At 69.2% G+C, this 26,756-nt stretch carries 22 protein-coding genes and 1 riboswitch; of the genes, 9 read left to right on the forward strand and 13 right to left on the reverse strand.

Features of this window, described 5'->3' with window-relative positions; genetic code table 11:
* Positions 1 to 107 precede the first annotated feature (107 nt).
* The 3 genes from ASD69_RS22320 to gcvP form a co-directional block, all read right to left on the reverse strand.
* Positions 108 to 1,610 (reverse strand): XVIPCD domain-containing protein, encoded by a 1,503-nt coding sequence (locus ASD69_RS22320; protein WP_056173006.1) that lies wholly within the window; start codon positions 1,608 to 1,610, stop codon positions 108 to 110.
* Between the two features lie 135 nt (positions 1,611 to 1,745).
* Complete coding sequence (locus tag ASD69_RS01410; protein ID WP_056173009.1) at positions 1,746 to 2,762, reverse strand: sensor domain-containing diguanylate cyclase; 1,017 nt, start codon at positions 2,760 to 2,762, stop codon at positions 1,746 to 1,748.
* 261 nt (positions 2,763 to 3,023) lie between these two features.
* Positions 3,024 to 5,939 carry an aminomethyl-transferring glycine dehydrogenase gene (gene gcvP, locus ASD69_RS01415; protein ID WP_056173012.1) on the reverse strand — a complete coding sequence of 972 codons (2,916 nt, stop codon included), beginning with the start codon at positions 5,937 to 5,939 and terminating at the stop codon, positions 3,024 to 3,026.
* Positions 5,940 to 6,038: 99 nt separating this feature from the next.
* Positions 6,039 to 6,190: riboswitch (glycine riboswitch) on the reverse strand.
* Between the two features lie 294 nt (positions 6,191 to 6,484).
* Between gcvP and ASD69_RS01420 the strand changes: the two genes are divergently transcribed.
* The 6 genes from ASD69_RS01420 to ASD69_RS01445 all read left to right on the forward strand — a co-directional run bounded on the left by ASD69_RS01420 (position 6,485) and on the right by ASD69_RS01445 (position 12,382).
* The gene (locus ASD69_RS01420; protein ID WP_056173015.1) at positions 6,485 to 7,333 is read left to right on the forward strand and encodes a hypothetical protein; all 849 of its coding nucleotides are present in this window, start codon (positions 6,485 to 6,487) and stop codon (positions 7,331 to 7,333) included.
* Positions 7,334 to 7,448: 115 nt separating this feature from the next.
* The gene (locus ASD69_RS01425) at positions 7,449 to 7,886 is read left to right on the forward strand and encodes a VOC family protein (RefSeq protein ID WP_056173019.1); all 438 of its coding nucleotides are present in this window, start codon (positions 7,449 to 7,451) and stop codon (positions 7,884 to 7,886) included.
* On the forward strand, positions 7,886 to 9,148 hold the full coding sequence (locus ASD69_RS01430) for a multidrug effflux MFS transporter (RefSeq protein WP_056173023.1): 1,263 nt from the start codon (positions 7,886 to 7,888) through the stop codon (positions 9,146 to 9,148). Before ASD69_RS01425 ends, ASD69_RS01430 begins: the two co-directional genes overlap by 1 nt.
* 16 nt (positions 9,149 to 9,164) lie before the next feature.
* On the forward strand, positions 9,165 to 10,367 hold the full coding sequence (locus ASD69_RS01435; protein ID WP_056173026.1) for a DegT/DnrJ/EryC1/StrS family aminotransferase: 1,203 nt from the start codon (positions 9,165 to 9,167) through the stop codon (positions 10,365 to 10,367).
* A gap of 175 nt (positions 10,368 to 10,542) precedes the next feature.
* Positions 10,543 to 11,823, forward strand: coding sequence for a M1 family metallopeptidase (locus ASD69_RS01440; protein WP_162250597.1), 1,281 nt, complete (start codon positions 10,543 to 10,545; stop codon positions 11,821 to 11,823).
* A 163-nt stretch (positions 11,824 to 11,986) separates the two neighbouring features.
* Positions 11,987 to 12,382 carry a lysozyme inhibitor LprI family protein gene (locus ASD69_RS01445; RefSeq protein ID WP_200943924.1) on the forward strand — a complete coding sequence of 132 codons (396 nt, stop codon included), beginning with the start codon at positions 11,987 to 11,989 and terminating at the stop codon, positions 12,380 to 12,382.
* Between the two features lie 83 nt (positions 12,383 to 12,465).
* Here the strand turns inward: ASD69_RS01445 and ASD69_RS01450 are convergent, their stop codons facing one another.
* The 10 genes from ASD69_RS01450 to ASD69_RS01495 all read right to left on the reverse strand — a co-directional run bounded on the left by ASD69_RS01450 (position 12,466) and on the right by ASD69_RS01495 (position 23,036).
* Complete coding sequence (locus ASD69_RS01450; RefSeq protein WP_056173030.1) at positions 12,466 to 13,752, reverse strand: amino acid permease; 1,287 nt, start codon at positions 13,750 to 13,752, stop codon at positions 12,466 to 12,468.
* Complete coding sequence (locus ASD69_RS01455) at positions 13,749 to 14,849, reverse strand: aromatic ring-hydroxylating dioxygenase subunit alpha (protein WP_056173032.1); 1,101 nt, start codon at positions 14,847 to 14,849, stop codon at positions 13,749 to 13,751. Before ASD69_RS01455 ends, ASD69_RS01450 begins: the two co-directional genes overlap by 4 nt.
* 112 nt (positions 14,850 to 14,961) lie before the next feature.
* Entirely contained in the window at positions 14,962 to 15,186 is a 225-nt protein-coding gene (locus ASD69_RS01460) for a hypothetical protein (RefSeq protein WP_056173035.1), read from the reverse strand.
* Position 15,187: 1 nt separating this feature from the next.
* The gene (locus ASD69_RS01465; RefSeq protein ID WP_056173037.1) at positions 15,188 to 15,805 is read right to left on the reverse strand and encodes a TlpA disulfide reductase family protein; all 618 of its coding nucleotides are present in this window, start codon (positions 15,803 to 15,805) and stop codon (positions 15,188 to 15,190) included.
* A 1,063-nt stretch (positions 15,806 to 16,868) separates the two neighbouring features.
* The gene (locus tag ASD69_RS01470) at positions 16,869 to 18,860 is read right to left on the reverse strand and encodes a M2 family metallopeptidase (RefSeq protein ID WP_056173040.1); all 1,992 of its coding nucleotides are present in this window, start codon (positions 18,858 to 18,860) and stop codon (positions 16,869 to 16,871) included.
* A gap of 1,084 nt (positions 18,861 to 19,944) precedes the next feature.
* Positions 19,945 to 20,430 (reverse strand): hypothetical protein, encoded by a 486-nt coding sequence (locus ASD69_RS01475; RefSeq protein ID WP_056173042.1) that lies wholly within the window; start codon positions 20,428 to 20,430, stop codon positions 19,945 to 19,947.
* Between the two features lie 102 nt (positions 20,431 to 20,532).
* Positions 20,533 to 20,799, reverse strand: coding sequence for a cell division topological specificity factor MinE (gene minE / locus ASD69_RS01480; RefSeq protein WP_056173045.1), 267 nt, complete (start codon positions 20,797 to 20,799; stop codon positions 20,533 to 20,535).
* Positions 20,800 to 20,801: 2 nt separating this feature from the next.
* Positions 20,802 to 21,611: a septum site-determining protein MinD gene (minD, locus tag ASD69_RS01485; RefSeq protein ID WP_056173048.1), complete on the reverse strand. Its 810-nt coding sequence runs from the start codon at positions 21,609 to 21,611 to the stop codon at positions 20,802 to 20,804.
* Between the two features lie 25 nt (positions 21,612 to 21,636).
* Complete coding sequence (gene minC / locus ASD69_RS01490) at positions 21,637 to 22,425, reverse strand: septum site-determining protein MinC (protein ID WP_056173051.1); 789 nt, start codon at positions 22,423 to 22,425, stop codon at positions 21,637 to 21,639.
* Positions 22,422 to 23,036, reverse strand: coding sequence for a GNAT family N-acetyltransferase (locus tag ASD69_RS01495; protein WP_056173054.1), 615 nt, complete (start codon positions 23,034 to 23,036; stop codon positions 22,422 to 22,424). The genes minC and ASD69_RS01495 overlap by 4 nt, the downstream gene beginning before the upstream one ends.
* 193 nt (positions 23,037 to 23,229) lie before the next feature.
* Here ASD69_RS01495 and ASD69_RS01500 point away from each other — a divergent pair, with 193 nt between their 5' ends.
* The 3 genes from ASD69_RS01500 to ASD69_RS01510 all read left to right on the forward strand — a co-directional run bounded on the left by ASD69_RS01500 (position 23,230) and on the right by ASD69_RS01510 (position 26,482).
* Positions 23,230 to 24,435, forward strand: coding sequence for a sensor histidine kinase (locus ASD69_RS01500; protein ID WP_056173061.1), 1,206 nt, complete (start codon positions 23,230 to 23,232; stop codon positions 24,433 to 24,435).
* Positions 24,432 to 25,109, forward strand: coding sequence for a response regulator transcription factor (locus ASD69_RS01505; protein ID WP_056173064.1), 678 nt, complete (start codon positions 24,432 to 24,434; stop codon positions 25,107 to 25,109). Before ASD69_RS01500 ends, ASD69_RS01505 begins: the two co-directional genes overlap by 4 nt.
* A 296-nt stretch (positions 25,110 to 25,405) precedes the next feature.
* Positions 25,406 to 26,482 (forward strand): SRPBCC family protein, encoded by a 1,077-nt coding sequence (locus tag ASD69_RS01510; RefSeq protein ID WP_056173065.1) that lies wholly within the window; start codon positions 25,406 to 25,408, stop codon positions 26,480 to 26,482.
* Positions 26,483 to 26,756 lie beyond the last annotated feature (274 nt).

Genomic DNA, 26,756 nt, shown 5'->3' on the forward strand with positions numbered 1-26,756 from the left:
GTCGCGAGGCAGTGCGGGCGTGGCCCGCCTGCTCGCGTCGATCGCCTACCCAAGTACGTCGCGCCGGCCAGGCCGGATGCAGGGCGCCAGACCCGGCGCCGCCGGCGTCAGCCCATACGGCGCGGCGAGGCGTCCTGGCTGTGCGCCTGCTCCGGCCCGGGGGGCTGCGGCGCGGCCCGATTGAGTTCGTCCAGACGCGCCAGGCTGGCCTGCACGGGCGTATTGGCCGCGACCTCGACCGAGATCGCCACGCGCTGCGCGCCCGGGTCGCCGGGGCGGCCCTGGAGCAGGAACAGGGTCTGGTCGGCGGGCACCTCGCCGTTGGCCCGGTTGGGCACCAGGCCGTCGGCCTGGGTGATGTGGTGGGTCTTGGCCGCGGCGAGCACGCTCAATCCGATCGCCTCGGCGTTGCGCGCGTAGTCGCCGCCGAGCGCGCGCAGATGGCCGTCGATCTGGCCGTGCAGGCGATGATCGGCATGGCGCGGGTCGGACGGGTGCAGCGACGGCGCCTCGTCGTGCGCGTCGGCGCGCCGCCCGCCCTGCGGCTGCGCGCGTTGCGGCGGTGGCGGCGCCACCGAGGTCAGCACGTACTGCCAGCGGGTCTGGCGCGGGTTGCCGCCAGCGGCGGTGATGAAGGCGTCGTACTCGCCGCCGCCGATGGTCTGGCAGCCGGCCGAATCGGTGTTGGCGCTGCCGCCGCGGTGGATCTTGAAGGTGTCGTTCAAGTCCTGCCGGCCGTTGACGTCGCGGGCGTTGAACCAGCCGTCGGCATTGGTGTCGCGCTGCACCCGGTTCTGCCCGGCGGCGACCGCGGCGGCGGTCGGGCGTAGGGCGAATTCCTCGCCCGGGTTGGCGCCGTAGGTCGGATGGGTGTCGGCCTTCATCTCGGTGGAGCCTTCGGCCAGCCGGCCGAGGTCGCGCACGCGGTCGTTGTTGACGTCTTCGCCTTCGATCTTGCGGCGGTCGACGTTTTCGTAGCCGGGCGAGCGCGCCAGGCGCGGCGCCACCTGGCCGCCGCTTTCGGCGATCAGGCGCGTGCCGTCGCTGCCGGCATGGTGGTCGTATTGCGCGCTGGGTTCGGTGTTGGAGTGGTTGAACTCGCGCGCGTGGCGGCCGCCCTTGGCGTCCTTCCACACCACCACGATGCGGTCGTCGTATTCGCCGGCGCCGCGGTTGGCGGTGCTGCGGGTGTCGTTGCGCATGCCCAGGATCACGCGGTCCTGCGTGCCCAACGCGTCGCGCGCGGCCTGATCGCCGCGCACACCGATCACGCTGGCGTAGACGTCGTACTGCTGCGCCTGCGACAGGCGCGCGGTCTCGCGATCTTCGGGGAAGCGCGGCGCGGTGTGGCCGGCCGCCAGCAAACGCCCCAGATCCTCGCGCGGTGGCGTGACCGCGCTCATGCCCGGCATCGGCAGCAGGGTCATGCCGTAGAGGGCGGTGATCGGACCGGCCGCGCGGGTGGCGACGTAGCGGTCCAGGGCTTCCTGCACCACCGGCGGCTGATCGCGACGCAGGGCGTCGAGACGGGCGACGGCGTCCACCCCGCGACCCTGATTGAACAAAATGGCGACCTGCTCGGCCGAGGCGTTGATATCGAACTCGGGCATGGCGGAACTCCTTGTCCTACGGCCGCGCCGCCAGCGGCGCGCCCCTGTGGCGCCGGGGCCTTCCCGGGGCCTTGGCGGCAGCCTAGCACCGCGGTGGGGCGTGCGCAGCGCGGCCCGGGCCCTGCCGCAGTCCGCTCAGCCCGGCTCGCCCTTCTTGCGGCGCTTGGCGCTGTACATGGATTGGTCGGCCTTGTGCAGCAGCTCGCCCAGGTCCTCGCCGTCGTCGGGATAGATCGCGCAGCCGATACTGGCCTGCAGCGCGATGCTGCGGTCGTCGAACGCGAACGGCGGGTCCAGCGATTCGGCCAGGCGCTGGGCCTGGGCGACGGCGCCGTCGCGGTGCTCGATGCCGGGCAGGATCACCCCGAACTCGTCGCCGCCGACGCGGGCCACGGTGTCGCCGCTACGCGCGCTGCGGCGCACCCGCGCGGCGAACTCCACCAACGCCGCATCGCCGGCGCGATGGCCCATGCGGTCGTTGACCGGCTTGAGGCCGTCCATGTCGAGGTTGAGAATGCCGATGCGGCGCCGATCGCGCTGCGCCTGCGCCAGGCAGTGACGCAGGCGGTCGTAGAACAGGGCGCGGTTGGGCAGGCCGGTGAGCTGGTCGTGGGTGGCCTGGTGGAACAGCTCGTCGGTTTCGTAGCGGGCAGCGTGGTACATGGCCGCGCCGATCAGGCCCGACATCAGATCGAGCATGCGCAGGTCGTCGCTGTCGAACGCGGACGGCGCGGCGCCCATCACCTTGAGCACGCCCACCACGGTCTGGTGATGTTTGAGCGGCACCACGATCATCGAGCGCAGGCCGACGCTGCGGCAGGCCTCGCGGTCCACGCGCGGGTCGGTCTCCGAATCCTCGCAGTTCAAGGGCGCGCCGACCGCGACGCAGGCGCCGGACAAGCTGGCCGCGCGCCGCAGGCGCAGGCCCAGGCTGGGCTCGGCGATGCCGGAGGCGGCGCGATACACCATGTCCTCGCCTTCGGCCAGTTCGACCACCGCGCCGACCGCGCCGGTCAGGATCTGCGCCCGTCGCGCGACCAGGTCCATCACCCCGCCCAGATCCAGGCCCAGGCGCGCGATCTCGGTCTGGGTTTCGATGACTTGCAGCAGGCGCGCGGCGTCGTCGGCTGCGGGCGTTTCGACCGCGCTCATGGGCGGCTCCGGCGGAGAATCGGGATCAACATAACGCGTGCCGATGACAGCCGGGTAGGCGGAACGGATCGCATTGCGGCGAGCGCACACAAGGTGCGCATTTGTTGTGCATTTTTCATGAGGGGCGAACCGGTATGGCCTCAGCGGCCGGGCCCTGTCGCGAAACCCAGCCGATACATTCAGCCGCGACTCCGTTCGCCATGGTCGCGCGGCGCGGTCGCCGCGTCGCGACCGGCCCGCGGGCCGGTCGCGCTTTACAGCTTACGCTTCGGCTTCTTCCTTGTAAGCGTCCACCGGGATGCAGGCGCACATGACGTTCTTGTCGCCGTAGACGTTGTCCACGCGCGCGACCGGCGGCCAGTACTTCTGCAGCTTCAGGCTGGGCAGCGGGAACGCGGCCAGCTCGCGCGGGTAGGCGTGGGTCCACTCGCTGGCCGAGACCGCGGTGGCGGTGTGCGGGGCGTGCTTGAGCGGGTTGTCCTCGCGGTCCAGCGTGCCTTGCTCGACCGCGCGGATTTCGTCGCGGATCTGGATCATGGCGTCGATGAAGCGGTCCAACTCGTGCTGCGATTCGCTTTCGGTCGGCTCGACCATCAGGGTGCCGGCGACCGGGAAGCTCAGGGTCGGGGCGTGGAAGCCGAAGTCGATCAGGCGCTTGGCCACGTCCTCGGCGCCGATGCCGGTGGCGTCCTTGAGCGGGCGCAGGTCGAGGATGCACTCGTGCGCGACCAGGCCGTTGCGGCCGGTGTAGAGGGTCTCGTAGTGCGGGGCCAGGCGCGTGGCGATGTAGTTGGCGTTGAGCAGCGCGACCTGGGTCGCGCGGCGCAGGCCGGACGCGCCCATCATGGTGATGTACATCCACGAGATCGGCAGGATCGAGGCGGAGCCATAACTAGCCGCAGACACCATGCCCACTGCTTTCTTGCGAGAAGTGCGGCCATGGATGGCTGCTGTTTGATTCTCGCCGACAGGGATGTCGGCATAAGTGCCTGGCAGGAACGGCGCCAGGTGCGATTTGACCGCGCAGGGACCGACGCCGGGACCGCCGCCGCCGTGCGGAATGCAGAAGGTCTTGTGCAGGTTGAGGTGCGACACGTCCGAGCCCCACTTGCCGGGCTTGGCCACGCCGACCAGGGCGTTCATGTTGGCGCCGTCGGTGTAGACCTGGCCGCCGTGGGCGTGGACGATCTCGCAGATCTCGACCACATCCTCCTCGAACACGCCGTGCGTGGACGGGTAGGTGATCATCAGCGCGGCCAGGCGGTCGCTGTACTTCTCGGCGGCGCGGCGGATGTCCTCGACGTCGACGTTGCCGTTGCTGTCGCACTTGGTGACCACGACCTGCATGCCGCACATCTGCGCCGAGGCCGGGTTGGTGCCGTGCGCGGATTCCGGAATCAGGCAGATGTCGCGGTGGCCTTCGTTGCGCGAGCGGTGATAGGCGCGGATCGCGAGCAGGCCCGCGTATTCGCCCTGCGCGCCGGAGTTGGGCTGCAGGCTGACCGCGTCGTAGCCGGTGCACTCGACCAGCATGGCTTCGAGTTCGTCGATCAGCTGCTGGTAGCCCACGGTCTGATCGGCCGGCGCCAGCGGATGGATGTTGCCGAACTCCGGCCAGGTCACCGGGATCATCTCGGCGGTGGCGTTGAGCTTCATGGTGCAGCTGCCCAGCGGGATCATGGTGCGATCCATCGCCAGGTCCTTGTCGGCCAGCGCGCGCATGTAGCGCAGCAGTTCGTGCTCGCTGTGGTGGGTGTTGAACACCGGGTGCTGCAGGAACGCGCTGCTGCGGCGCAGGCCGGCGGGCAGGGCGTCGGCGGTGGCGGCGTCGAGCGCGTCGATGTCGTCGATACGCGCGCCGAACAGCGCGGCCAACTGCGTCACTTCGGCGCGGGTGGTGGTTTCGTCCAGGCTGATGCCGACGCGGGCCGGATCGCCGCAGTAGTTGAGGTTGATCCCGGCGGCGACGGCCTTGGCGCGCAGGGCATCGGCGTCGACGCCGACGATATCGAGGGTGTCGAAGAAGTCCGGACCGACGGTGAGGCCGGCCTGGCGCAGCGCGCCGGCCAGGATCGCGGCCAGGCGGTGCACGCGGCGCGCGATCCGGGTCAGGCCCTCGGGGCCGTGGTAGACGGCGTACATCGAGGCCATCACCGCCAGCAGCACCTGCGCGGTGCAGATGTTGGAGGTGGCCTTCTCGCGGCGGATGTGCTGCTCGCGGGTCTGCAGGGTCAGGCGGTAGGCGGGCTTGCCTTCGGCGTCGATGGACACACCGATCAGGCGGCCCGGCATCGAGCGCTTGTAGGCGTCGCGGCAGGCCATGAAGGCCGCGTGCGGGCCGCCGAAGCCGAACGGCACGCCGAAGCGCTGGCTGTTGCCGACCACGATGTCGGCGCCCCATTCGCCGGGCGCGGCGATCAGGGTCAGGGCGAGCAGATCGGTCGCGACCGCGACCAGACCGCCGCGCGCGTGCACGGCGTCGGCCAGGGCCTTGTGGTCGCCGATCTGGCCGCGGGTGTTGGGGTATTGCAGCAGCACGCCGAAGCTGTCGCTGTTGAGCGCTTCGCCGTCGTCGCCGACCTGCAGGTCGATGCCCATGGCCTCGGCGCGGGTGTGCAGCACTTCCAGGGTCTGCGGGTGCACGTCCTTGGAGACGAAGAACAGGTTGGACTTGGACTTGGCCGAGCGCTTGGCCAGGGTCATGGCCTCGGCCGCGGCGGTGCCTTCGTCCAGCAGCGAGGCGTTGGCGATCTCCATCCCGGTCAGGTCGGCGACCATGGTCTGGAAGTTGATCAGCGCTTCCATGCGGCCCTGCGAGATTTCCGCCTGATACGGCGTATAGGCCGTGTACCAGGCCGGGTTCTCGAGGATGTTGCGCAGGATCACGTTCGGGGTGAGCGTGCCGTAGTAGCCCTGGCCGATGAAGCTGCGGAAGACCTGGTTCTTGTCGGCGACGGCGCGGATCTTGGCCAGCGCCTCGACTTCGGTCATCGGCGCCGACAGCGCCAGCGGCGCGGGCGACTTGATCTTGGACGGCACGATCGCATCGGTCAGCGCTTCCAGCGAGTCGTGGCCGACCGTGCGCAGCATGTGCGCGATCTCGGCGTCGTTGGGGCCGATGTGACGTTCCAGGAAGGCGTCGTGGTGCTCGAGGTCGCGCAGAGAGGCTTGGGTCATGGCAGGGGCGTCCGAAGGCTTAGGAAGGGGCGTTGCGGCCCGCCGGCCTCACGGCCAACGAGCGCTCGCGGGCTCGCGGCAATGCCGCTCGAAAGCCCCGCTCGCCCCTCTGTCCTTTTGCCTGAGAGTTTGGAAGCGCGCTGCGCAACAGGCAGCGGGGGGAGGGTCGCTCCTGTACGGCTCGCTTCGTGCCCCTTCGGCGCCGGTTCCGTCCGATGATCCGGACGGTCGGTCTCTCCAGAGTTTTGTACACGCGGCGGTATAGGGCCTGAGCGATTACGGGCGTTGCGCCTTCGGCAGCGGTCGACGCCCTTGCGGGGCCGGCCGGCTTCTCCCACCGCGTGTTTCAAGCTCGGGATTATAGCCCGATGCCGGCGCCGGGTCAGGATGCGGCCGGTTCAGTTTGCGGCGATCCGCCGTACCATGGCGGCTTCGTCGTTCGCGGGCCGTCGATCGTCTATGCAGGCATGCCAGGGGGTAGGGATCCGGGGGGGCGCGACACGTCCACGCGCCTGCCGCGCGCCGGCGCGCCGGAGCCGGACGCCATGAGCGACGGTTCGGGCGGCCCCGGTTCGCCGCGGGCCAAGCGCAGGCGCCGTCGCGGCGGCCAGGGCGACGGCCAGGGCGCGCCCGCGATCGAGGCCTCGCCTCAGGCGGACCGGCGGCCGCTATCAGCCGAAGCCGCGCTGGCGCGCGAGGCCTGGGCGGTACTCGCCTGGCGCCGCATGCTGCGCGAGCCCAGCCTGGGCTTGAGCACCGGCTATGTGCTGGTGTCGATGATCGGGCTGTGGGCGAACTACTGGTTCTACCGCCAGTTCGGTCTGCCGATCCTGGAATACATGCAGGCCAGCGACTACCTGGTCGCCGGACTGCGCGATCCGGGCTACGCGCTGGTGCTGGCGCTGTCGGTGACGATCTCGTGGCTGGTCAGCTGGCCGGAGATGTACCGCAAGCAGCACCCGCGCCGGGTGCGCGAACTGCAACGGCGGTGGTGGGGGCGCTTCGTGTTTCCGCAGTCGGACTGGTTCCGCTGGACCCTGCTGAGATTGAAGCCGGAGACCGGCATCGCGATCGTGGTGTTCATGGGCATGGCCTTGAGCACTTGTTCCTACGTGATCGCCAAGGCCAATCGGATCCGCGACGAAGGCGCCGGCCACGCCGTGCGCGTGACCCTGGCCGGCGCGGCCGCGCCGTTGCCGGGGCAGGCGCGCCTGCTCGGCGCCAGCAGCGCCTACGTGTTCCTGTGGTGGCCCGACGCGCGCCGCGCCGAAGCGGTGCCGATCGAAGGCGTGGGCCGCCTGCAGGCGCTGCCGCGGTCGCGCAAGCGCGATGCCGCGCCCGCGAAGGCGCCGCAGCCCGCAACCGCGCCTGCCGCAACCGCGCCTGCGTCTTGAACGCGAAGGCGCGATCGCGACGGCCAAACGACCGATCCGGACAGTCGCGCGCGACGCCGACGCGACGACGCGGTTGTATGCTGTCGCGATCATCACGAGGCCGCGGATCCATCGCATGAGCGCACCCCCGTTCCAGTTGCTGCAACTCGATCACGTGGTGTTGCGGGTGCGCGATCCCGAGGCCATGGTCGCTTTCTACTGCGAGGTGCTGGGCTGTTCGCTGGAGCGCCGCCAGGACGAAATCGGCCTGATCCAATTGCGCGCCGGCCAGTCGCTGATCGACCTGGTCGGCATCGACGGCAAGCTCGGCCGCATGGGTGGCGCCGCGCCGGGCGTGGAGGGCCGCAACATGGATCATCTGTGCCTGCGCGCCGATCCTTTCGATCGCCAGGCCATCGTCGCCCACTTGAACGCGCACGCGGTGCGCATCGGCGACTTCGGTTCGCGCTACGGCGCCGAAGGCGAGGGCCCGTCGCAGTATCTGTTCGATCCGGAGGGCAACCTGGTCGAACTCAAGGGCCCGCCGGACACCGGCGCGGTGGCCGCGCCCTGATGTCCGAACCTGCGACATCGCGAGCGGGCGCCAAACCCGCGCGTTACCTCGCTCCGCTGTTGGCCGGCCTGGCGATGTTCGGGCCGTTCTCGATCGACACCATCTTCCCGGCGTTTCCGGCGATGGGCGCCGAGCTGGGCGCCGACAAGCTGGCGATGCAGCAGACCATCAGCGTCTACCTGATCGCCTACGCGCTGATGAGCATCGTGCACGGCCCGCTGTCCGATGCGATCGGACGCCGGCGCGTGATCATCGGCGGGCTGTTCGTGTTCACTCTGGCGTCGGTGGGCTGCGCGCTGTCGCGCGACCTCAGCACCTTGCTGATCTTCCGCGCGATCCAGGGCCTGTCGGCCGGCGTCGGCCTGATCGTCGGCCGCGCGGTGATCCGCGACGTGCTGCAGGGCGACGACGCCCAGCGCCTGATGAGCCACGTCTCGATGATCTTCGGCATCGCCCCGGCGATCGCGCCCATCATCGGCGGCTGGATCCTGGGCTGGAGCCATTGGCCGGCGATCTTCTGGTTCCTGGTCGCGTTCTCGGTGCTGCTGCTGATCGCGACCCTGCGCGTGCTGCCGGAAACCCACCCGCCGGCCTCGCGCCTGCCGCTGGTGCCGCGCCGGCTGCTGCGCGACTACGTGGCGATCTTCATCAACCCGCGCTTCCAGCGCCTGACCGCGGCCAGCGCCTTCAACTTCGGCGCGCTGTTCCTGTACATCTCCTCGGCGCCATCGTTCGTGCTGGACCTGCTGCAGCTCAACGAGCGCTCGTTCGCCTGGTTCTTCGTGCCGATGATCGGCGGCATGGTGATCGGCGCCTTCGTGTCGGGGCGCACCGCCGGCAAGGTCGGCGGCCAGCGCATGGTGCGGATCGGCTTCGCCTGCACCATCCTGGCGATGGCGTTGAACGTCGCCTACAACCTGTTCGACGCCACCCCGCGGGTGCCGTGGGCGGTGATTCCGATCTCGCTGTGCTCGTTCGGCGTCGCCCTGGTGTTCCCGATCGTGACCCTGGCGATCCTCGACATGTACCCGCGTCAGCGCGGGTCGGCTTCCTCGCTGCAGGCCTTCACCGGCCTGGTTCTCAACGCCCTGATCGCCGGCGTGCTGTCGCCGCTGGTCAGCGGCAGCGGCACCTCGCTGGCCCTGGCCGCGCTGGCCTTCGTGGTGGTGGGCTGGGCGTTCTGGCGTTGGGAGTCGGCGCGTTCGCGGCAGCTGCCGCCGACCCAGGACGCGCCCGCGATCGAACCGCCGGAAACGCTCTAGCGAGGGGGCGCCAGCGATGCTGCCGCGGCAACGCCCGGATATCGGCTGGCTCGATCTCGCCCACGCGCTGGCGTATGCGGTGCGCGGGGGCGACCCCGAGCGCGCCCAGGCCGCCGCCGAGGCCGGCGCCGATGCGCTGGCCGACGACGGCCGCCGCAGCCTGGTCAGCCTGTCGGTGCGCAGCGGCTTCGATCGTCTGCTGGCGACCCTGCAGCTGCCGCCGGGCAGCGAGGTGTTGGTCTCGGCGGTGACCATCCGCGACATGATCGCGGTGATCGAGCAGCACGGCCTGCGCGCGGTGCCGGTCGACGTGGACGCCGACACGCTGAGCCTGGACGAAACCGCGCTGGCCGCGGCCCTGACCCCGCGCAGCCGCATGCTGCTGGTCGCGCACCTGTTCGGCAGCCGCATGCCGCTGCAGGCGGCGCAGGGATTCGCGCGCCGCCACGGCCTGCTGCTGGTCGAGGACGGCGCCCAGGCCTACACCGGCGACGGCTGGTTCGGCGAGGCGGGCTGCGACGTCAGCCTGCTCAGCTTCGGCCCGATCAAGACCGCGACCGCCTTGGGCGGCGCCCTGCTGCGTTTCGCCGACCCGGACCTGCGCGAGCGCGTGGGCGCGGCGCAGGCGCGCCTGCCGCTGCAGAAAACCGCGGCATTCGCGCAGCGGGTCGGCAAGTACGCGCTGCTCAAGGCGTTGACCGTTCGCGCCGCCTACCGCCTGTTTTATCGCGCCTGCCGCGCGCTCGGCATCGATCACGATGCCCTGATCAATCGCTCGGTGCGCGGCTTCGCCGGCGGCGAGCTGTTCCAGCGCATCCGCCACCGGCCCTGCGCGGCGCAGTCCCGGCTGCTGTTGCGGCGCCTGCGCGACTACCCGCCGGCGCGGGTGGCGCAACGCGCGCAGCGCGGCGAGCGCCTGCTGTCGGCCTCGCCCTTGGCGCGGCCGGGCCGCGCCGCCGCCCAGGCCACCCATTGGGTGCTGCCGGTGCTCAGCGACGATCCGCCGCGACTGATCGCCGGCCTGCTCGCGCGCGGCTTCGACGCCACCTGCGGCGCCTCCAGTCTGTACGCGGTGCCCGGCGATGCCGCGCCGGGCGCCGATGACCTGCGACGCGTCATGGCCGCGGTCGTGTATCTGCCCGCCCCCGAAGGCGAGGACGACCTGCGCCGCCTGGCCGAGGCGGTACGTGCGAGCGTGGCGGGCCCGCCGTCCCTATGAACCGCGGCCGACGCATCGGTACGGACGCGTTCAAACGAGCCGCGTCCGGGGACGCTAGACTTCGCCCCGAAGACGGGCGGCATGACGGAACGGCATGGCAGTAGGCAAGGACAGAAACCCAGCGAGGACACGAGGCGGGGCGCGCGCCCTTCGGTGCGCCGGCCTGGCTTTGGCCTTGGCATGGACGGCCGCGGCGTCGGCGCGCGATATCGACATCCGCCATTACGTCGCCCGCATCGAACCCGATCTCAAGACCCGCAGCCTCAAGGGCGAGGTCGCGATCCGCTTCGTCGCCACCGTCGACGCCACCGACCTGATCGTGCTGGACCGCGACGGCCTGGACATCGACCGCGTGCGCGAAGGCGAGCGCTCGCTGTCGTTCGACCAGACCGGCCGCGTACTCAAGGTGCGGCTGTCGCGGCCGGCCCTGCGCGGCCAGCTGCGCGAGATCACCGTCGCCTACCACGGCAGCCCGCGCTTCGGCCTGCAGTTTCATCCCGAGCGCCGCCAGATCTACACCCTGTTCTCGACCGCGCAGTGGCTGGTCGGCATCGACGCGCCCGACGAGCGCGCCAGCCTGGACCTCAGCGTGGTCCTGCCGACCGGCTTGAAGGCGGTGGGCAACGGCTATCTGGTCGGCCGCCGCAGCCTGGGCAACGGCAGCGAACTGCACCGCTGGCGCCAGACCGTGCCGATGCCGGCCTACACCTACGGTTTCGCCGCCGGCCCCTTCGAGGAGGCCAGCGACCGCGGCAGCAAGGTGCGCCTGCGCTACCTGGGCGCCGGCTACAGCCAGAACGAACTGCGCCGGATCTTCGCCGACAGCGGCGACATGCTGCGTTATTTCGAGCGCCGCGCCGGCGTGCCGTATCCGGGCGGCGTCTACACCCAGGCCCTGGTCGCGCGCACCATCGGCCAGGAGCATGCGGGCTTCTCGCTGCTGTCCGAGGAGTACGGCCGCGGCGTGCTCGGCGACCGCCGCGACGAATCGCTGATCGCGCACGAGGCCGCGCACCAATGGTGGGGCAACCTGGTCACCTGCCGCGATTGGGGCCATTTCTGGCTCAACGAGGGCTTCGCCAACTTCCTCGCCGCCAGCTACATGGAACAACGCTTCGGCCGCGAGGAATACCTCAAGCAGGTCGACGGCTGGCGCCGCCGCTACGAGAAGCTCAAGGAAACCGGCAAGGACAAGCCGCTGGTGTTCCCGGACTGGGACAAGCCCAGCGGCGACGATCGCGCGGTGGTCTATCAGAAGGGCGCCTACGTGCTGCACCTGCTGCGCGAGGAACTCGGCGAGGCGGCGTTCTGGAACGGCCTGCGCGAATACACGCGCGCCCACCGCGGCACCGCCGTGACCAGCCAGGACTTCGAGCGCTCGATGGAGCAGGCCAGCGGCCGCGATCTCAGCGCGTTCTTCGCGACCTGGGTCTATCCGTCCGCGCCTGCGCGATGAGGCGCAAGCGCGCGCGGCGTGGACGCGGTGCGAGCGCTTAGGTGACGGATTCGCGCCTGGGCTGATGCACAATGGTGTCGGGCATACCATCACGTTCAACTCGCCGCGCGTACCGGCTCGATTCGTCGATCGGCCAGCGCGCGTGGCGTGGGAGTCGCAGGCGATGAAGACGATCCTGGTTGTTCTCGCGGCGCTGCCGATGCTGCTGCCGTGTCGGGCGAACGCGCAGACTGCGCCGAACTACGACGCCCTCTACAGCGCCTGCGTCGACGAACACGGTCCGATCAACAACGCGGTGGTCGAGGTGTGTTCCAACCGAGTCTCCGAGCGGGCGAAGCTCGAGATCACGCGCCACTACCAGGCCATTCACGCGCGTCTGAGCGCTGACCATCCCGAGGACGCAGCCAAGTTCGAGGAGTCGCAAAAGGCCTGGTTGAAGTACCGCAACACCCATTGCGGCTTGGCCGGCGCGTACGTGGGCTCGCCGATGTACGGCTACTGCCCGATGAAGCTCAATGCCGATCGAGCGGCCGAGCTGCGCGAACTGAACGGCGAATAGGTCCGGCGATTCGTTACGGCGCAAGCCGCCGCGCGATCGGATCGAATGGCGGGCGGGCGGCCGGGCGACGGACAGGTTTGCGGCTACGGGGGCGCGGCTGCCGCGCGTCGACGCCACCACCAATGCAGCGGCAGGCCCGCGCCGACCAGCGCCGCGCCCCACAGCAGGGCCTGCGCGCCGATTCCGAACAAGGCATACAGGCTGTAGAGCAAGGCCGCGACCGCGATCGCGCGACTGGCGCGGCCTCGTCCGCGTAAGGCCCAGGCCGCGCTGCCGGCCACGTAGGGCAGCAAGGTGGCCGCGGTCGACAGCAGGATCGAGAAGGTGAACAGCTGCACCAGCGAACGGCTGTAGTTCGACAGCACCAGGGCCGACGCCAGCGCGCTGCCGATCAGCACGCCCGCCACCGGCGTGCCGCGCGCGTCCACGCGCGCGAACACTTGCGGGAACAGGCCGTCGCGCGCCGCCGCCAACGGCAGCTGCGCCGACAGCAGCACCCAGCCGTTGAGCGCGCCGAAGCAGGACACCGCCGCCACCAGCGCCAGCGCGATGCCGGCCGGCGCGCCCCACAAGGCGCGCGCGGCGTCGGCCATCGGTGCTTGCGAGGCCTGCAGCGTCGCGGCCGGTAGCACGCCCAGCACCGCGGTGCAGGCCAGGATGGTCGCCGCGCCCGCGATCAAGGTGCCGAACACGGTCGCGCGCGGCACCGTGCGCTCGGCGTCGCGCACCGCGCCGGCCGGCACGGTCGCCGCCTCCAGGCCCAGGAAGGCCCACAAGCTCAGCGCCGCGGTCGCGTGCGCGACCTGCGGCAAGGACTCGCCGCTGGGATTGAACGGCATGCGCGCATGGGTGTCGGCGAACCACAGCGCGACGCCGCCGAACAGCAGCAGCGGCAGCAGCTTCAAGGCGGTGGTCAGCAGCTGCATGCGGCCGGCCTCGCGGATGCCGGCCAGGTTGACCGCGCTGCACAGCCACAGCGCCGCCAGCGCGCAGGCGGCCGCGCGCGCCGGCGTCGCGGTCGCGGCCGGGAACACGGCGCCCAGGCTGCCGGCGAACGCCACCGCGATCGCGGCGTTGGCGCACCAGATCGAGATCCAGTAGCTCCACGCGATCACGAAGCCGGGCGTGTCGCCGAAGGCCTGACGCGCGTACACATAGGGCCCGCCGCTGTGCGGCCACCGCGCCGACAGGCGGGCGAAGGTCAGCGCCAGCAGCAGCGCGCCGCACAGGGTGATCGCCCAGCCGATCAGGGTCGCGCCGCCGTAGGGCGCCAGCGCGGACGGCAGCAGGAACACGCCGCTGCCGATCATGCTGCCCACCACCAGCGCGGTGGCCGACCACACGCCCAGCGGTCGGCCGACGGCGCTCACGCCCCGTCCGGCGCCCCGGCGTCGCGGTAGGTCGCGCGCAGCAGTTCCTGGAAATGGTGGACCGCGTTCTCGCGCAGCGGATTCAAGCGGCCAGCGACGTAGGAGCCCGAGGCCAGGCCGCGCTGCACGTCCTCGCAGATGGTCAGGTCTTCCAACTGCACTTCGTCGCTGAAGGCGAGATCGGCGTCGCGACGCGCGCGCGCCTCGCCGGAATCGTCGCGGCGGTAATAGAAATCGAACACCACCCGGCAGCGGTCCACGCCGACCGGCACCACCCGGTTGGTCTGCAGGCGCCCGGGCAGGATGTTGAGCATGGTGTTCGGCCACAGCCAGTAGTACAGCGCGTCGCCGTCGCCGTAGAGGCCGTCGCCGCTTTCCAGCGGGCTCCACTGGTAGGAGTACCAGCGCGCCGTCTCGGTGACGTAGCTGCGATAGTCGAGCAGGCGGTTGAGGCCGGGGTGGATGTGCGGGACGTGGTAGCCCTCGAGGTAATTGTCGACGTAGACCTTCCAGTTGCAGGCCACGTCGTAGCTCACCCTGTGGTGGTGGCCGTAGTCGGCCAGCCCGCGTTCGCCGCCGATGCGTTCGTCGATGCCTTGCACCAGTTCGTCGAAACTCATCGAGGGCTCGCCCACGCAGGCGAACACCATGCCCTGCCAGATCCGCACGCGCAGTTGCGGCAGGCGCACGTCGGCGACCGCGAAGTCCGGCGTCTGGCCCATTTCCGGGGCCGAGCGCAGCACTCCGTCCAGGCCGTAGGTCCAGCCGTGGTAGCGGCAGCGCAGCGAACGCGCGGCCAGGCCGTCGCAGCTGGCGATCGGCCCGGCGCGATGGCGGCAGACGTTGTGCAGCACGCGGATCTCGCCGTCCTCGCCGTGCACCGCGATCGTCGGCAAGCCGGCCAGGTCGGCCACGACGTGATCGCCGGGCTGCCGCAGCTGGCACAGGTGGGCGATCAACTGCCAGCCCGGATCGAAGATCAGGCGCCGGTCCAGCGCGGCCATTGAGGCCTCGGTGTAGTAGCGCGCGGGCAGGGCGGTGGCGTGTTGCAGCGGCTGCGGCGCGAGTTCGGCGACGAGGGTGGGGCGCGGGCTCATGGCCGCAGTATTGCGCCGCGCGCGTGCCGTCCGCAAAGGGGTTTGCCAACGCGACCGGCCGGCGGATCGCTCCGCCGGCCGGTCGGGAACTGCGATGGTGCCGGAGCGGGGCTCAGCCGCAGCAATAGCACTGCAAGGGCTGGCCCGGACCGCCGGGACCGAGGTCGCCGCCGAACCCCTGGCATTCCTGGCGACAGGCCCAGGCGCTGCAGGCTTCGTTTTCGGCTTGCACGCCGCTACCGTCGCCGGCGACGACCTGGAATGCGCCGAAGCTCATCGCGGTGGAGAACAGCAAGGCAGCAAGGGCGATGCGCACACTGCGTGTCCGATGCTTCATCTCAACTCTCCTTGGTGGTGGGGCCCGCTGCCGACGCCTCCTTGCGCCGCACCGCGGTCAGTACGCCGTTGACGCCTTCCTTGGTATTGATCGCGCCCACGCGCGCATAGCGCACGCGGCCGTCGCGGCCGATCACCAGCAGCAGGGGTACGTTGCGCGCGCGGAACAGCATCGCGCTGCGTCGGTCCTGGGTGGCGATCACCGGAAACGCGAAACCGTGCTCGCGCGCGTACGCGCCCGCGGCGGCGGCCGGGTCCAGGGCCACGCCCAGCATTTCGGCGCGTCCTTCGGATGCGGCGTCGAGCTGCGCGGCGATGGCCTTCACCAACGGCGCCGAGGCGCGGCAGTGCGGACAGCCGGTGGTGAAGAAATACAGCACCTGGTAGTCGCGCTCGGGCTGGCCCAGCGTGCGGCTGGCGCCGTCCAGCGAGGTCATCGCGATGCGCGGCACGTACATGCCGATGTAGGGCTGGGTCGCGCGCTGCGCCAACCAACGCTGGTTCTCGCGCGCCTGGTGCAACTGCCAGCCCAGCGCGACCACCAGTGCGCTGGCCAGCGCGAGCGCGGCGATCAGCAGGGGCAGGGTCCGGCGCGAGACCACCCGGCTATCCGTAGGCATGGGGTTGGACATGTCGGCGACCGTAGCAGCGCATGCTCGGGCATAACTTGACGAGGCTCACAACGAAGCGATGCGGGGCGAGATGCGTGCGTGCACTGCGCGATGCGCTGCATCCGTTTCGGCGCCGCCTTGTTCCCTCCTCCTTTGAGAAAGGGGGCTAAGGGGATTTGCTTTGGTTTCCCACGAGCAACGGCAAATCCCCCGGCGCCGCGAGTAAACAATCGACACCGATTGGTACGGGGCGCCCGCCCCCTTTTTCAAAGGGGGCGATGAATGGCGGCTCCTTTTTGTGAGGCGGCGCGAGATGCGCTGTTTCGAAGTCGCCTCGTTCCCCCCTTTGAAAAAGGGGGGGGCTAGGGGGGATTTGCTTTGGCTTCGCGCGAGCAACAGCAAATCCCCCGGCACCGCGAGTAAACAATCGGCACCGATTGGTACGGGGCGCCCGCCCCCTTTTTCAAAGGGGGCGATGAATGGCGGCTCCTTTTTTGTGAGGCGGCGTGAGATGCGCTGTTTCGAAGTCGCCTCGTTCCCCCCTTTTGAAAAAGGGGGCTAGGGGGGATTTGCTTTGGCTTCGCGCCAGCAACAGCAAATCCCCCGGCGCCGCGAGTAAACAATCGACACCGATTCGTACGGGGCGCCCGCCCCCTTTTTCAAAGGGGGCGATGAATGGCGGTTCCTCTTTGGGAAAGGCGCGTGGGATGAATGGCGGTTCCTCTTTGCGAGGTGGGGCGAGATGCGTGCTCGCACTGCGCGATGCGCTGCATCCCTTTTCGGCGCCGCCTCGTCCCCCCCTTTGAAAAAGGGGGGCTAGGGGGGATTTGCTTTGGCTTCACGCCAGCGACAGCAAATCCCCCGGCGCCGCGAGTAGACAATCGACACCGATTCGCACGGGGCGCCCGGCCCCTTTTTCAAAGGGGGCGATGAATGGCGGTGCTTCTTTGGAAAGGTGCGTGGGATGAATGGCGGTTCCGCTCCTGGGAAAGGGGCGGGGTTCGTCGCGACGCCCGCAGAAAAACGAAGGCCGGCGAATGCCGGCCTTCGTTAGGAACATGGCGCGTGGCGATCAGCCCTTGCCGGCCGCGGGCTTGGTCGCCACGGCGACCTTGCCGTCGGGCTGCCAGCCGCAGGTCTTGCCTTCGTTCTGCTGCTTCAGCCAGGTCTGCAGCGGGGCGAAGTACTCCAGCACCGCGGAGGCGTCCATCTTCTCGCCGCCGGTGAGTTCCTTCAGGGTCTTCTGCCAGGGCTGGCTCTGGCCCTTGCTCAGCATGGCCTGGAACTTGGCGCCGGCTTCCTTGTTGCCGTAGAAGCTGCACTCGTACAGCGGACCCTTGTAGCCCGATGCGTCGCACAGCGCCTTGTAGAACTGGAACTGCAGCACGTGCGAGAGGAAGTAGCGCGTGTACGGGGTGTTGCCCGGCACGTGGTACTTGGCGCCGGCGTCGAAGAACTCCTCGCCGCGCGCGGTGGCCGGGGCCACGCCCTGGTACTTGGCCTTCAGATCCCACCAGGCCTTGTTGTAATCGCCCGGCTTGATCGAGCCGTCGAACACGCCCCAGCGCCAGCGGTCGATCATCAAACCGAACGGCAGGAACGAGACCTTGGCCAGGGCCATGCGCATCTGCGCGTTGATCAGCGCCTCGTTGCTCTGCTGCTGATCGCCGACCAGGCCGATCGACTGCAGGTACTTGGGCGTCATCGCCAGCACGATGGTGTCGCCGATGGCCTCGTGGAAGCCGTCGTGCGCGCCGCCCTGGAACAGCGGCGGCTGCTTGTTGTAGGCCATGTAGTAATAGACGTGGCCGAGCTCGTGGTAGATGGTGGTGAAGTCTTCCTCGTTCGGCTTGATGCACATCTTGGTGCGCACGTCGCCGGCCATGTTCATGTCCCAGGCGCTGGCGTGGCAGACCACGTCGCGGTCGCGCGGCTTGACGAACTGGGTCTTGCTCCAATAGGTCTCGGGCAGTTTCGGCATGCCCAGCGAGACGTAGAAGTCCTGCGCGCGCTCGGTCATCTGGCGCGCGGTGGCGAGTTGGGCGTCGACCTCCAGCTGGGCCTGCTGCTCGGGCTCGCGCGAGTCCGGATTCTTGGCCATCTGGGCGTCGAACTGCTGCTGGTACTGCGCGGCCAGCGCGCCGTTGATGTCCAGGCTGCCGGCGTTCTTGTACGGCGCCAGGACATCCCAGAGGTTGCCCCAGTCCTGCTGCCACATGTTGCCCATCAGGTGCGCGGGCAGCATGTTGCCGGCGACGTGGCCCTTGTCGGCGCCGTAGGTCGCTTCCAGCTTGGTGCGGGTGTAGCAGTGCAACTGCTCGTACAGCGGCTTGACCTGGCCCCACAGGCGGTCGGTCTCGGCCGCGATCTCGGCCGGGCTCATGTCGTAGCCCGAGCGCCACATCTCGCCGGTGTCGGCGTAGCCCATGTCGCGCGCGCCTTCGTTGACCAGTTCGACGAAGCGCGTGTAGTCCTTGCGCATCGGCTGGGCGATGGTGTGCCAGCCCTGCCAGGCGTCGAGCTGGGCATCGTAGTCGCGGCTGCCGCGCAGCACGTCCTCGAGGTCGCCGAGCTGGCGGCAGTTCTTGGCGTCGCCTTCGCCAGTGCAGTACTTGCCGGAGCCGTACATGCCGTCCATCTTGGTCGCGATCTTGGTCAGCTCGGCGAGCTTGGCCGGATCCTTCGGCGCCGGCATCGAGGTCAGCAGCTTGAGCAACTGGATCGAACGCGCGGTGTCGGGCGACATCGGCTGGCCTTCGAAACGCTTGGACTGCTCGATCCAGCTGTTGAGCTGGGTCAGCCAACGCTCGTTGCTCTTGGCCGCGATCATCGCGCTGTCGTCGTTGATGTAGGTGTTCGACAGCCACTGCGCCGAACTCATCTCCGGGTACATCGCCTTGTATTCGGCGTTGACGCGGGCGATGAACTGATCGGCGGTCTCGCCCTGGGGCGCGGTGGTCGGCGCGGTGCCGGTGGTGGGCGCGGTCGGTTCTTTCTTGCAACCGGCCAGACCGATCACGGCGGCGGTAATGCTGAGCGCGAGCAGGGCGCGTAAGGGCTTCATAGGGTGTTCTCTCCGGGACGAATGCACCGCGCCGGGCGCGGGGTGCCCCGAGGCTAGAGGGCCGTCCGGTGCGGCGCAAGGCCGAAAAGACGGAACCCGGGGGCCCGCATGCGGCTGCGGCGCGGGCCGCGAAGGCCGGCTTGCCTGCGCTGGCCGCGACCTGTGCGCGGGCAGCCGGGCGGCTTGCCTGGTTCCGGCGAACCGGCGCGCGCGCCGGCGCTTTTCGCGCAAACGGCGCCCGACCCGGACGGGCGGTAACGGAATCGGTGACGCGGAGCGGCAACCGGCTGGCTAATTACGTACAGCTGGCGTTCATATTTGCGTGAAGAACGGGTGAAGGCGATGCCCGTTATGTTGGTAAATGGTCGGCTTCATGCACTCTAAAGGCGCCAACTGCGCGCAATTTCGGATTGAGCTCCGTGCGTCAGCCGGGCTTGTTGCGGCCCGGATCATCGACTAAAACCGACAGCAGTCATAAAAGAATCATTTGATTTGTGACGAAGAAGCGGGAAAGGTGACGCTCCAGGGCAGTGCTGCATGGCCATGGGGATGGTTGCCCGGTACGCCATGGAAGGTCTGAACTCGCGCAGGCGCGCCACGCGCCGCGCAGGACCGACCATCAAGACACCGGGGAGGGCGTCGGGAGTGCGGGGCGGCGGTGTTGCCCGATCGTGAAAGGGGTTTCAGGGAGCGGTAGCGAATGCTCGACGGCGTCGGCCTGGATGGCCGTGCCGAGCCATGGATGCTCGTCCGGCGCTCTGCGGAGCGGCGGGCGCGAGGTAGGAGATGGACCGGTCGTCGGCGGCTAGGGAAGCCGTCGGGACGTCAGCGGCGATGGCGGTGGGTGTGGAGTTACAGGCTTGGCGGCAACCTCCGGAGGACGGCGGCCGCGGCGAAGGATCGCCCGTAGCGGGTACCCATTGGATCGACCGTGCCAGGGACGGTATCGGATGCGGGGCTGTAGCGAGCCCCAATGCGTGCGCCCGGAGGGCGTGCGCGACGGCCGCGGTGGCCGTCGCCGGGCAGCGCCTGCGGGCGCGCTGCGCGGCGGCGCCGCGGTAGTCGAGGGATCGGGCGGTCGGCGTCAGGACGCCGTCGGCAGCAGCAGGGTCCGCTGAGTCGCGTCGGCCAGGCCGCGCTCGTGCAGCCAGCGCCAAGCCGTGTCGGCATCGTGCTCGACATAGGCCTGCGCCGAACCCAGGCGGAAGGTGTAGCCCCAGGCATCCATGTCAGCGAGCACGCGCTCGCGGCCCACGCCGGGCAGGGCCTCGCCGAGCAGGCTCTGCAGCACGCACACGGCGTCCTCTTCCTCGACCGAGTCGGTGGCGTCGGTATGCACCGCGGCGCGGCGCTGCGGCGGCAGCACGATCAGATGCGCGGCTTCGTGCAGCAGCGAATGCACCGGCGTGTCGCCGCGCGCGTACACGCGGCTGCCGATCAGCCCGGCCTCGCACTCGCCCCAATAGCTGCCCGGAATGGGCTCGCCGTCGGCCACCCGCACCAGGCTCAGTCCGTAGCGCGCGAGCAGGGTGGCGACGGCGGCGGGGTCGATGTCGGAGAGGGTGAGCATGGAGCTAGCAACGAGTGGCCAGTAACGAGCGACTAGTAAGTGCGCAGCGCTTTTGCTGCTACTCGTTACCAGTCACTCATAGCTAGTTGCTCGCTCCTCGCTTCACGCCTGCGCGGGATTGGTCCGATCGGGCAGGGCCACGGAGATATCGAGCACGTCGTGCTCGCCCTCCTTGACCAGGTCCACCTTGACCGACTCCACGTCGACGTTGACGTACTTGCGGATCACCTCGAGCAGCTCGCGCTGCAGCATCGGCAGGTACTCCGGGCCGCCGCGACCGGCGCGCTCGTGGGCGACGATGATGCGCAGGCGGTCCTTGGCGACCGAGGCAGTCTGCTTCTTGGCCAGCAGGAAGTCGAACAGTCCCATGTTCAGCCTCCGAAGATCTTGCTGAAGAAGCCTTTCTTTTCCACTTGCACGAAACGCATCGGACGGGTGTCGCCGAGCAGGCGCGCGACCGCGTCGTCGTAGGCCTGGGCTGCGTCGGACTCGGTTTCCAGAATCACCGGCTCGCCCTTGTTGGAGGCGTTGAGCACGTCGCCGGATTCCGGGATCACGCCGATGGTCTTGAGGCCGAGGATTTCCTCGACGTCGCCGATGCTGAGCATCTCGCCGGTTTCCACGCGCTTGGGGCTGTAGCGGGTCAGCAGCAGGTGTTCCTTGACGCGCTCGCCGTTCTCGGCGCGGCGGGTCTTGGACGCGAGCAGGCCGAGGATGCGGTCGGAGTCGCGCACCGAGGACACTTCCGGGTTCACCACCACCACCGCCGAGTCGGCGAAGTACATGGCCAGGAACGCGCCCTTCTCGATGCCGGCCGGGGAGTCGCAGACGATGTAGTCGAAGCCGTCGGCGATCAGATCGTCGAGCACCTTCTGCACGCCTTCCTTGGTCAGTGCGTCCTTGTCGCGGGTCTGCGAGGCGGCCAGCACGAACAGGTTGTCGAAGCGCTTGTCCTTGATCAGCGACTGCTTGAGCGTCGCTTCGCCGTTGACGACGTTGACGAAGTCGTACACCACACGGCGTTCGCAGCCCATGATCAGGTCGAGGTTGCGCAAACCGACGTCGAAGTCGATCACGGCGACCTTGTGGCCGCGGCGCGCGAGCCCGCAAGCGACGCTGGCGCTGGTCGTGGTCTTGCCGACGCCGCCCTTGCCCGAGGTGACTACGATGATTTCGGCCAAGTTGTATTCCTCCTAAAGTGCGGCCTCAATCCAGCGCCGCGATCATGATTTGTTCGTCTTCGAGCCAGACCTGCACGGGCTTGCCGCGCAGGGTCTTGGGAATGTCTTCCAGCACTTTGTAGTGGCCGGCGATCGCCACGAGTTCGGCATGGAACTCGCGGCAGAAGATGCGCGCCTGCGGATTGCCCTGCGCGCCAGCCAGGGCGCGCCCGCGCAGCGGGCCATAGATATGCACCGAGCCGTCGGCGATCACCTCGGCGCCGGCGCCGACCGCGGTCAGCACGGTCAAGTCGCGGTTTTCGGCATAGATCTGCTGGCCCGAGCGCACCGGCGCGGACTGGATCAGTCCGGGCGCGGCCGCGGGCGCGGCAGGCTTGGCCGGCGCGGCGGCGGCAGCGGCTTCGCGGCGCGCCGGGGCGGGCGCGGCAGCCGGTGCGGCGGGTGCCGGCGTCGGCGCGGGTTCGTCGTCGCCGCGCTCGTACTGGGCGCGGAACTTGGCCAGCAGCGGCAGGCCCAGGGCCTCTGACAGGCGCTCGGTCTCGCTGGTGCCGTAGGCCAGAGCGACCGGCAGCACGCCCGCGGCGCGCAGGCCGTCCAGCAGCGCCTGCGCGGTGGCCGCGTCCGGGGTGTGGCTGAGGCCGCCGAAATCGATCACCACCGCGGCGCGCCCGAACAACTTGGGCGCGCGCTGCACGCGGCCGCGCATTTCCTCGATCAGGCGCGCGACGTCGAGGGTGCGCACGCGCAGGTTGGCGATGCCGACCTGGCCGATCTTGAGTTCGCCCGCTTGCTCGTAATCCACCGCCACGCTCATGGGCAGGTGCCCGTCGGGCGCTGCGCCAGGGAGTCGTCGTGGGCGAGTGCGATGCGCGGACGGGTCAGCCAGGGCTGATCGGGCAATTGGTCGCCGTAGGTGTCGCGCACCCAGGCGTAGCTGCACAAGGGCTTCATCAGCATCGCCGCGCGCACGTCGGCCTCGGCCATCACGTGCTGGCCGACCTCGCGGAAGCCGAAGCTGCCGTGGAACAGCAGGGCCGGGTCGTTGCCGCCTTCCAGGAACACCTCGCAGGCCAGCTGCGGATAGCGCAACTCGGCATAGCTCTGGGCGTCGGCATAGAACGCGCGACCGACGCCGCCGCCGCGACGGCGGCTGGCGACCACGATGCGGTCGATATAGAAAAAGTCCGGATAGCGCTCGCGGAACCAGCGGAAATTGCTGCTGTCGTGCTCGCAATGACTGCCCATGCCGATCAGGAAACCGGCCATGGTTCCGTCGCGTTCGGCGACCCGGAAGTATTCGGCGCGGTCGAAGAAGTGGCGCAGTCTGGCTGCATCCAGCGGCAGGATCGCGGGTCCGGCGGCGTTGTTCAGTGCAAGGACGGAATCCAGCTCGTGCTCACGCACGTCGCGGACGACGATCGACATTCCGGGCTCCAGTATTCGAAGCCGGCCACGAAATAGGTGGCCGGCGGGCCGATTATCGCATGGCGGACCCCTCCGGGCGACCGCCGCGCTCGACGGCCGGCGAGATGCCGAATCGGGCCGCTGGGCGGTGCCCTCAGGCGTTCCATTACTTTCGGACGGCTCCGGGGCGGGCCGCAGCCGTTAGCATGCGTTCATGCTGGCACGCCTCACCCATACCCGATTGCTGCGCTATGCGGGCCTGTTCACGTGGGTCCTGCTGGGCTGCTGGCTGCTTTCGATTTGGCTGGACCCGGGCTATTTCCAGCTCGAGCCGGGCCAGTCGCTGATACCGGTCTACCTGCAGGTGCTGCGCTGGGTCGCGGTCTACCTGACCTTCGGCGTCGTCTACTGGTGGATCACCCGTTCGCTTGGCGAGCGCGAGACCGGCATCGTCGACCACCTGTTGCTGCTGGTGCTGACCGGCTGCGCGATCGGGGTCAGCTACTACTCCAATACCGGCCTGGGCAGCGTGCTGTTCATGGTCATCGCCGGCCTGCTGCCGTGGATGCTGCCGCTGCGCGTGGGCATCGTCTGGCTGCTGGTGGGCAACCTGGCGATCACCCCGGTGTTCGTGCAGGCGCTGGACATCCCGCCGCTGGTGGCGGTGCTGCAGTCGCTGCTGTACATGGGGTTCTCCAGCTTCGTGTTCGTGACCGCGATGGTCGCGTTGCAGCAGACCCAGGCGCGCGAAGAGCAGCGCCGCCTCAACGCCGAGCTGCGCGCCACCCGCGCCCTGCTGGCCGAAAGCGCGCGCATCAACGAGCGCACCCGCATCTCGCGCGAGCTGCACGACCTGCTGGGCCATCACCTGACCGCGCTGAGCCTGAACCTGGAGGTCGCCGGCCATCTGTCCGACGGCCGCGTCAAGGAACACGTGCAGCAGGCGCATACTCTGGCCAGGTTGCTGCTGACCGACGTGCGCGAAGCGGTCAGCCAACTGCGCGAGAACGGCGCGATCGACCTGGCCGTGGCCCTGCGGCCGCTGGCCGAGAACGTACCCGCGCTCGATATCCGCATGGATATCGAGTCCCCGCTGACCCTGGACGATCCCGAGCGCGCCCACGTGCTGATGCGCTGCACCCAGGAAATCATCACCAACGCCGTGCGCCACGCCGGCGCGCGTCATCTCGACATCCAGGTGCGTCGGCACCAGGACTGCATCGTGATGGACGCGCGCGACGACGGCCACGGCGCCGACAATCCCGTCTCCGGCAACGGCCTGCGCGGCATGCGCGAGCGCCTGGTCCAGTACGGCGGCGATTTGCGTATCGAAACCCGGCCGGAGGCGGGCTTTTGCCTGCACCTCACGTTGCCGGCCTCGGCGGCCGCGGCCGCCGCTTGTGAAGGAGTCACCGCATGACCCCCAGCTCCGACAATGCCCGTCCCGCCCGCACCATCCGCGTCCTGCTCGTCGACGACCAGACCTTGGTCCGCCAAGGCGTGCGCTCGCTGCTGGCGCTGGCCGAGGGCATCGAAGTGGTCGCCGAGGCCGGCGACGGCCGCCAGGCGGTCGAGATCGTCCCGCAGGTGCGTCCGGACGTGGTCCTGATGGACATGCGCATGCCGGTGATGTCCGGCCTGGAGGCCCTGCAGGCCCTGGCCCGGGCCGGCAACCTGCCGCCGACCATCATCCTGACCACCTTCGACGACGACCAATTGGTGCTCGCCGGGCTCAAGGCCGGTGCCAAGGGCTACCTGCTCAAGGACGTGTCGCTGGAGCAACTGGTCGGCGCGATCCAGGCCGTGGCCGACGGCGGTTCGCTGGTGCAACCGGCGGTGACCCAGCGCCTGCTGTCGGGCCTGGAGCACATGCGCAACGATTTCGTCAGCCTGGACCGCCCGGACCCGCTGACCGAGCGCGAGACCGAGATCCTGCGCCTGATGGCCGGCGGCTTCTCCAATAAGGAGATCGCCAACTCCCTGGGCGTGGCCGAGGGCACGATCAAGAATCACGTGTCCAATATCCTGTCGAAGCTCGGCGTGCGCGACCGCACCCGGGCCGTGCTCAAGGCCTTCGAGCTGCAGTTGGTCTGAGCCCAGCGCTCCATGGGCCCGGCGCGCCGCGTCGGGCCCGGCGGCGGGGGCGTTGCGCACCCGTTGCGCCCACTTTCAGCCCCGATCGATACGGCTCGCGGCGCGTTCGCCGCGCACGCCAGCAGCGTGCCTTGCCGTAGCTTGCGATTTCGCCGGGCCGGCCCCCGGGGCGCCCCGGCCCCGGCTTGCCCGCATCGGCCGGTTGCGACGGATGACTGCCCCGATTGCAGCTTCCTTGATACGATTGTGGGTCTGCGCCCCGGCCCGATCCGGGTCCCGGCCTTGGAGAAACCTGAATGACCCGTCTGATCGAGTTTTTGATTTCCCTGGCGATCGTCGCCGTGCTGTTCCTGGTCGTCGGCGTCGTGCTGCCGTCCAGCCGCCACCTGTCGCACTCGGTTGAGACCAACCGCAAGATGACGATCGTGTTCGACACCTTGAACAGCCTGCACCGGTTCAAGGATTGGAACCCGCTGGTCATGAAAGACCCGAACATGCAGCTGAAGCTGGCTGGCCCGGACGCCGGCGTGGGCGCGCGCCTCGAGTACTCCTCCAAGGAAAAGAACCTGGGCGACGGCAGCTGGGAAATCACCGCTTCCGAGCCGGGTAAGCGCGTCGCCTACAAGATCGACGACATCCTGCGCGGCAACAACAAGCGCACCGAGTTCACCCTGCGTCCGACCGGCCGCAACAACCGCAACGTCGAGATCACCCAGACCTACGACGTCGAGTACGGTTGGAACATGCTGGGCCGCTATTCCGGTCTGTACGTCAGCAGCAGCGTCGGCGAAGACATCAAGCTCGGCCTCTCGCGCCTGAGCAACATGCTGGCCGCGGTGCCCAACCTGGACTACGCCGACCTGAGCAAGGACAACCCGGCCAACAAGCCGAAGTTCGTCCAGCGCGAATCCGAGAACCTGCTGATCGTCACCGCCGCCGTGGACCGCGACAACGCCAAGGTCCAGGCGCAGATGAACAGCAACATCGAGTGGATCAAGAAGGTGATGGCCGCCAATGGCCTGGAAGCCGCCGGTCCGGTGCGCATCATCACCAACGAGTTCGGCACCGAGACCTATTCGTTCGACGTCGCCCAGCCGGTGCGCAAGGTCGGCGCGACCGGTCCGGCCACCGAACTGCAGGTCAACCTCGAGGGCCCGGTCAAGTCGGTGTTCCTGGGCCCGGCCAAGGTCGCCACCGTCCCGTTCAAGGGCCACATGGCCAACCTGGCCAAGGTCCGCGATGCGCTGCGCGCCTGGGCCATGACCCAGGGCGACGAGACCATCGACCGTCCGTACGAGACCTGGAAGGCCGGCGTCGAGAAGAGCTTCACCGAGGAAGGCGACTACGACGTGTACTGGACCGTCAAGGAATAAGTCTTCCGGTTCTGCGTTACACCGAACGCGCCGCGGATTCCGCGGCGCGTTTTTTTGTGGGGTCGTTCGGCGGATGGATCGGCTCCAGCACCGGAGTGGCGATCGCGGCTTACGCCGCTCCCACAGAAAGCCGAAGCCGCGTCGCCGCTTTCTGTGGGAGCGGCGTAAGCCGCGATTCGTTACCGGGTGGAACTCGACCGGCCACGCACCCGCCGAACACGCCCAAACCCGAACTCACCGTCACACCGAATCGCAAGCTGCGCCGCTTGCCACG

This window comes from Lysobacter sp. Root604 (assembly GCF_001427505.1).
Classification (GTDB): Bacteria; Pseudomonadota; Gammaproteobacteria; order Xanthomonadales; family Xanthomonadaceae; genus Lysobacter.

Coding starts and splice junctions, on each gene's coding strand:
- ASD69_RS01495 (WP_056173054.1), bottom strand. CDS start 23,036: ATGTCGATCGTCGTCCGCGACGTGCGTGAGCACGAGCTGGATTCCGTC.
- ASD69_RS01470 (WP_056173040.1), bottom strand. CDS start 18,860: ATGAAGCCCTTACGCGCCCTGCTCGCGCTCAGCATTACCGCCGCCGTG.
- ASD69_RS01435 (WP_056173026.1), top strand. CDS start 9,165: ATGCTGCCGCGGCAACGCCCGGATATCGGCTGGCTCGATCTCGCCCAC.
- ASD69_RS01510 (WP_056173065.1), top strand. CDS start 25,406: ATGACCCGTCTGATCGAGTTTTTGATTTCCCTGGCGATCGTCGCCGTG.
- gcvP (WP_056173012.1), bottom strand. CDS start 5,939: ATGACCCAAGCCTCTCTGCGCGACCTCGAGCACCACGACGCCTTCCTG.
- minE (WP_056173045.1), bottom strand. CDS start 20,799: ATGGGACTGTTCGACTTCCTGCTGGCCAAGAAGCAGACTGCCTCGGTC.
- ASD69_RS01505 (WP_056173064.1), top strand. CDS start 24,432: ATGACCCCCAGCTCCGACAATGCCCGTCCCGCCCGCACCATCCGCGTC.
- ASD69_RS01445 (WP_200943924.1), top strand. CDS start 11,987: ATGAAGACGATCCTGGTTGTTCTCGCGGCGCTGCCGATGCTGCTGCCG.
- ASD69_RS01430 (WP_056173023.1), top strand. CDS start 7,886: ATGTCCGAACCTGCGACATCGCGAGCGGGCGCCAAACCCGCGCGTTAC.
- ASD69_RS01425 (WP_056173019.1), top strand. CDS start 7,449: ATGAGCGCACCCCCGTTCCAGTTGCTGCAACTCGATCACGTGGTGTTG.
- minC (WP_056173051.1), bottom strand. CDS start 22,425: ATGAGCGTGGCGGTGGATTACGAGCAAGCGGGCGAACTCAAGATCGGC.
- ASD69_RS01410 (WP_056173009.1), bottom strand. CDS start 2,762: ATGAGCGCGGTCGAAACGCCCGCAGCCGACGACGCCGCGCGCCTGCTG.
- ASD69_RS01460 (WP_056173035.1), bottom strand. CDS start 15,186: ATGAAGCATCGGACACGCAGTGTGCGCATCGCCCTTGCTGCCTTGCTG.
- ASD69_RS01475 (WP_056173042.1), bottom strand. CDS start 20,430: ATGCTCACCCTCTCCGACATCGACCCCGCCGCCGTCGCCACCCTGCTC.
- ASD69_RS01455 (WP_056173032.1), bottom strand. CDS start 14,849: ATGAGCCCGCGCCCCACCCTCGTCGCCGAACTCGCGCCGCAGCCGCTG.
- ASD69_RS01465 (WP_056173037.1), bottom strand. CDS start 15,805: ATGCCTACGGATAGCCGGGTGGTCTCGCGCCGGACCCTGCCCCTGCTG.
- ASD69_RS01420 (WP_056173015.1), top strand. CDS start 6,485: ATGAGCGACGGTTCGGGCGGCCCCGGTTCGCCGCGGGCCAAGCGCAGG.
- ASD69_RS22320 (WP_056173006.1), bottom strand. CDS start 1,610: ATGCCCGAGTTCGATATCAACGCCTCGGCCGAGCAGGTCGCCATTTTG.
- ASD69_RS01500 (WP_056173061.1), top strand. CDS start 23,230: ATGCTGGCACGCCTCACCCATACCCGATTGCTGCGCTATGCGGGCCTG.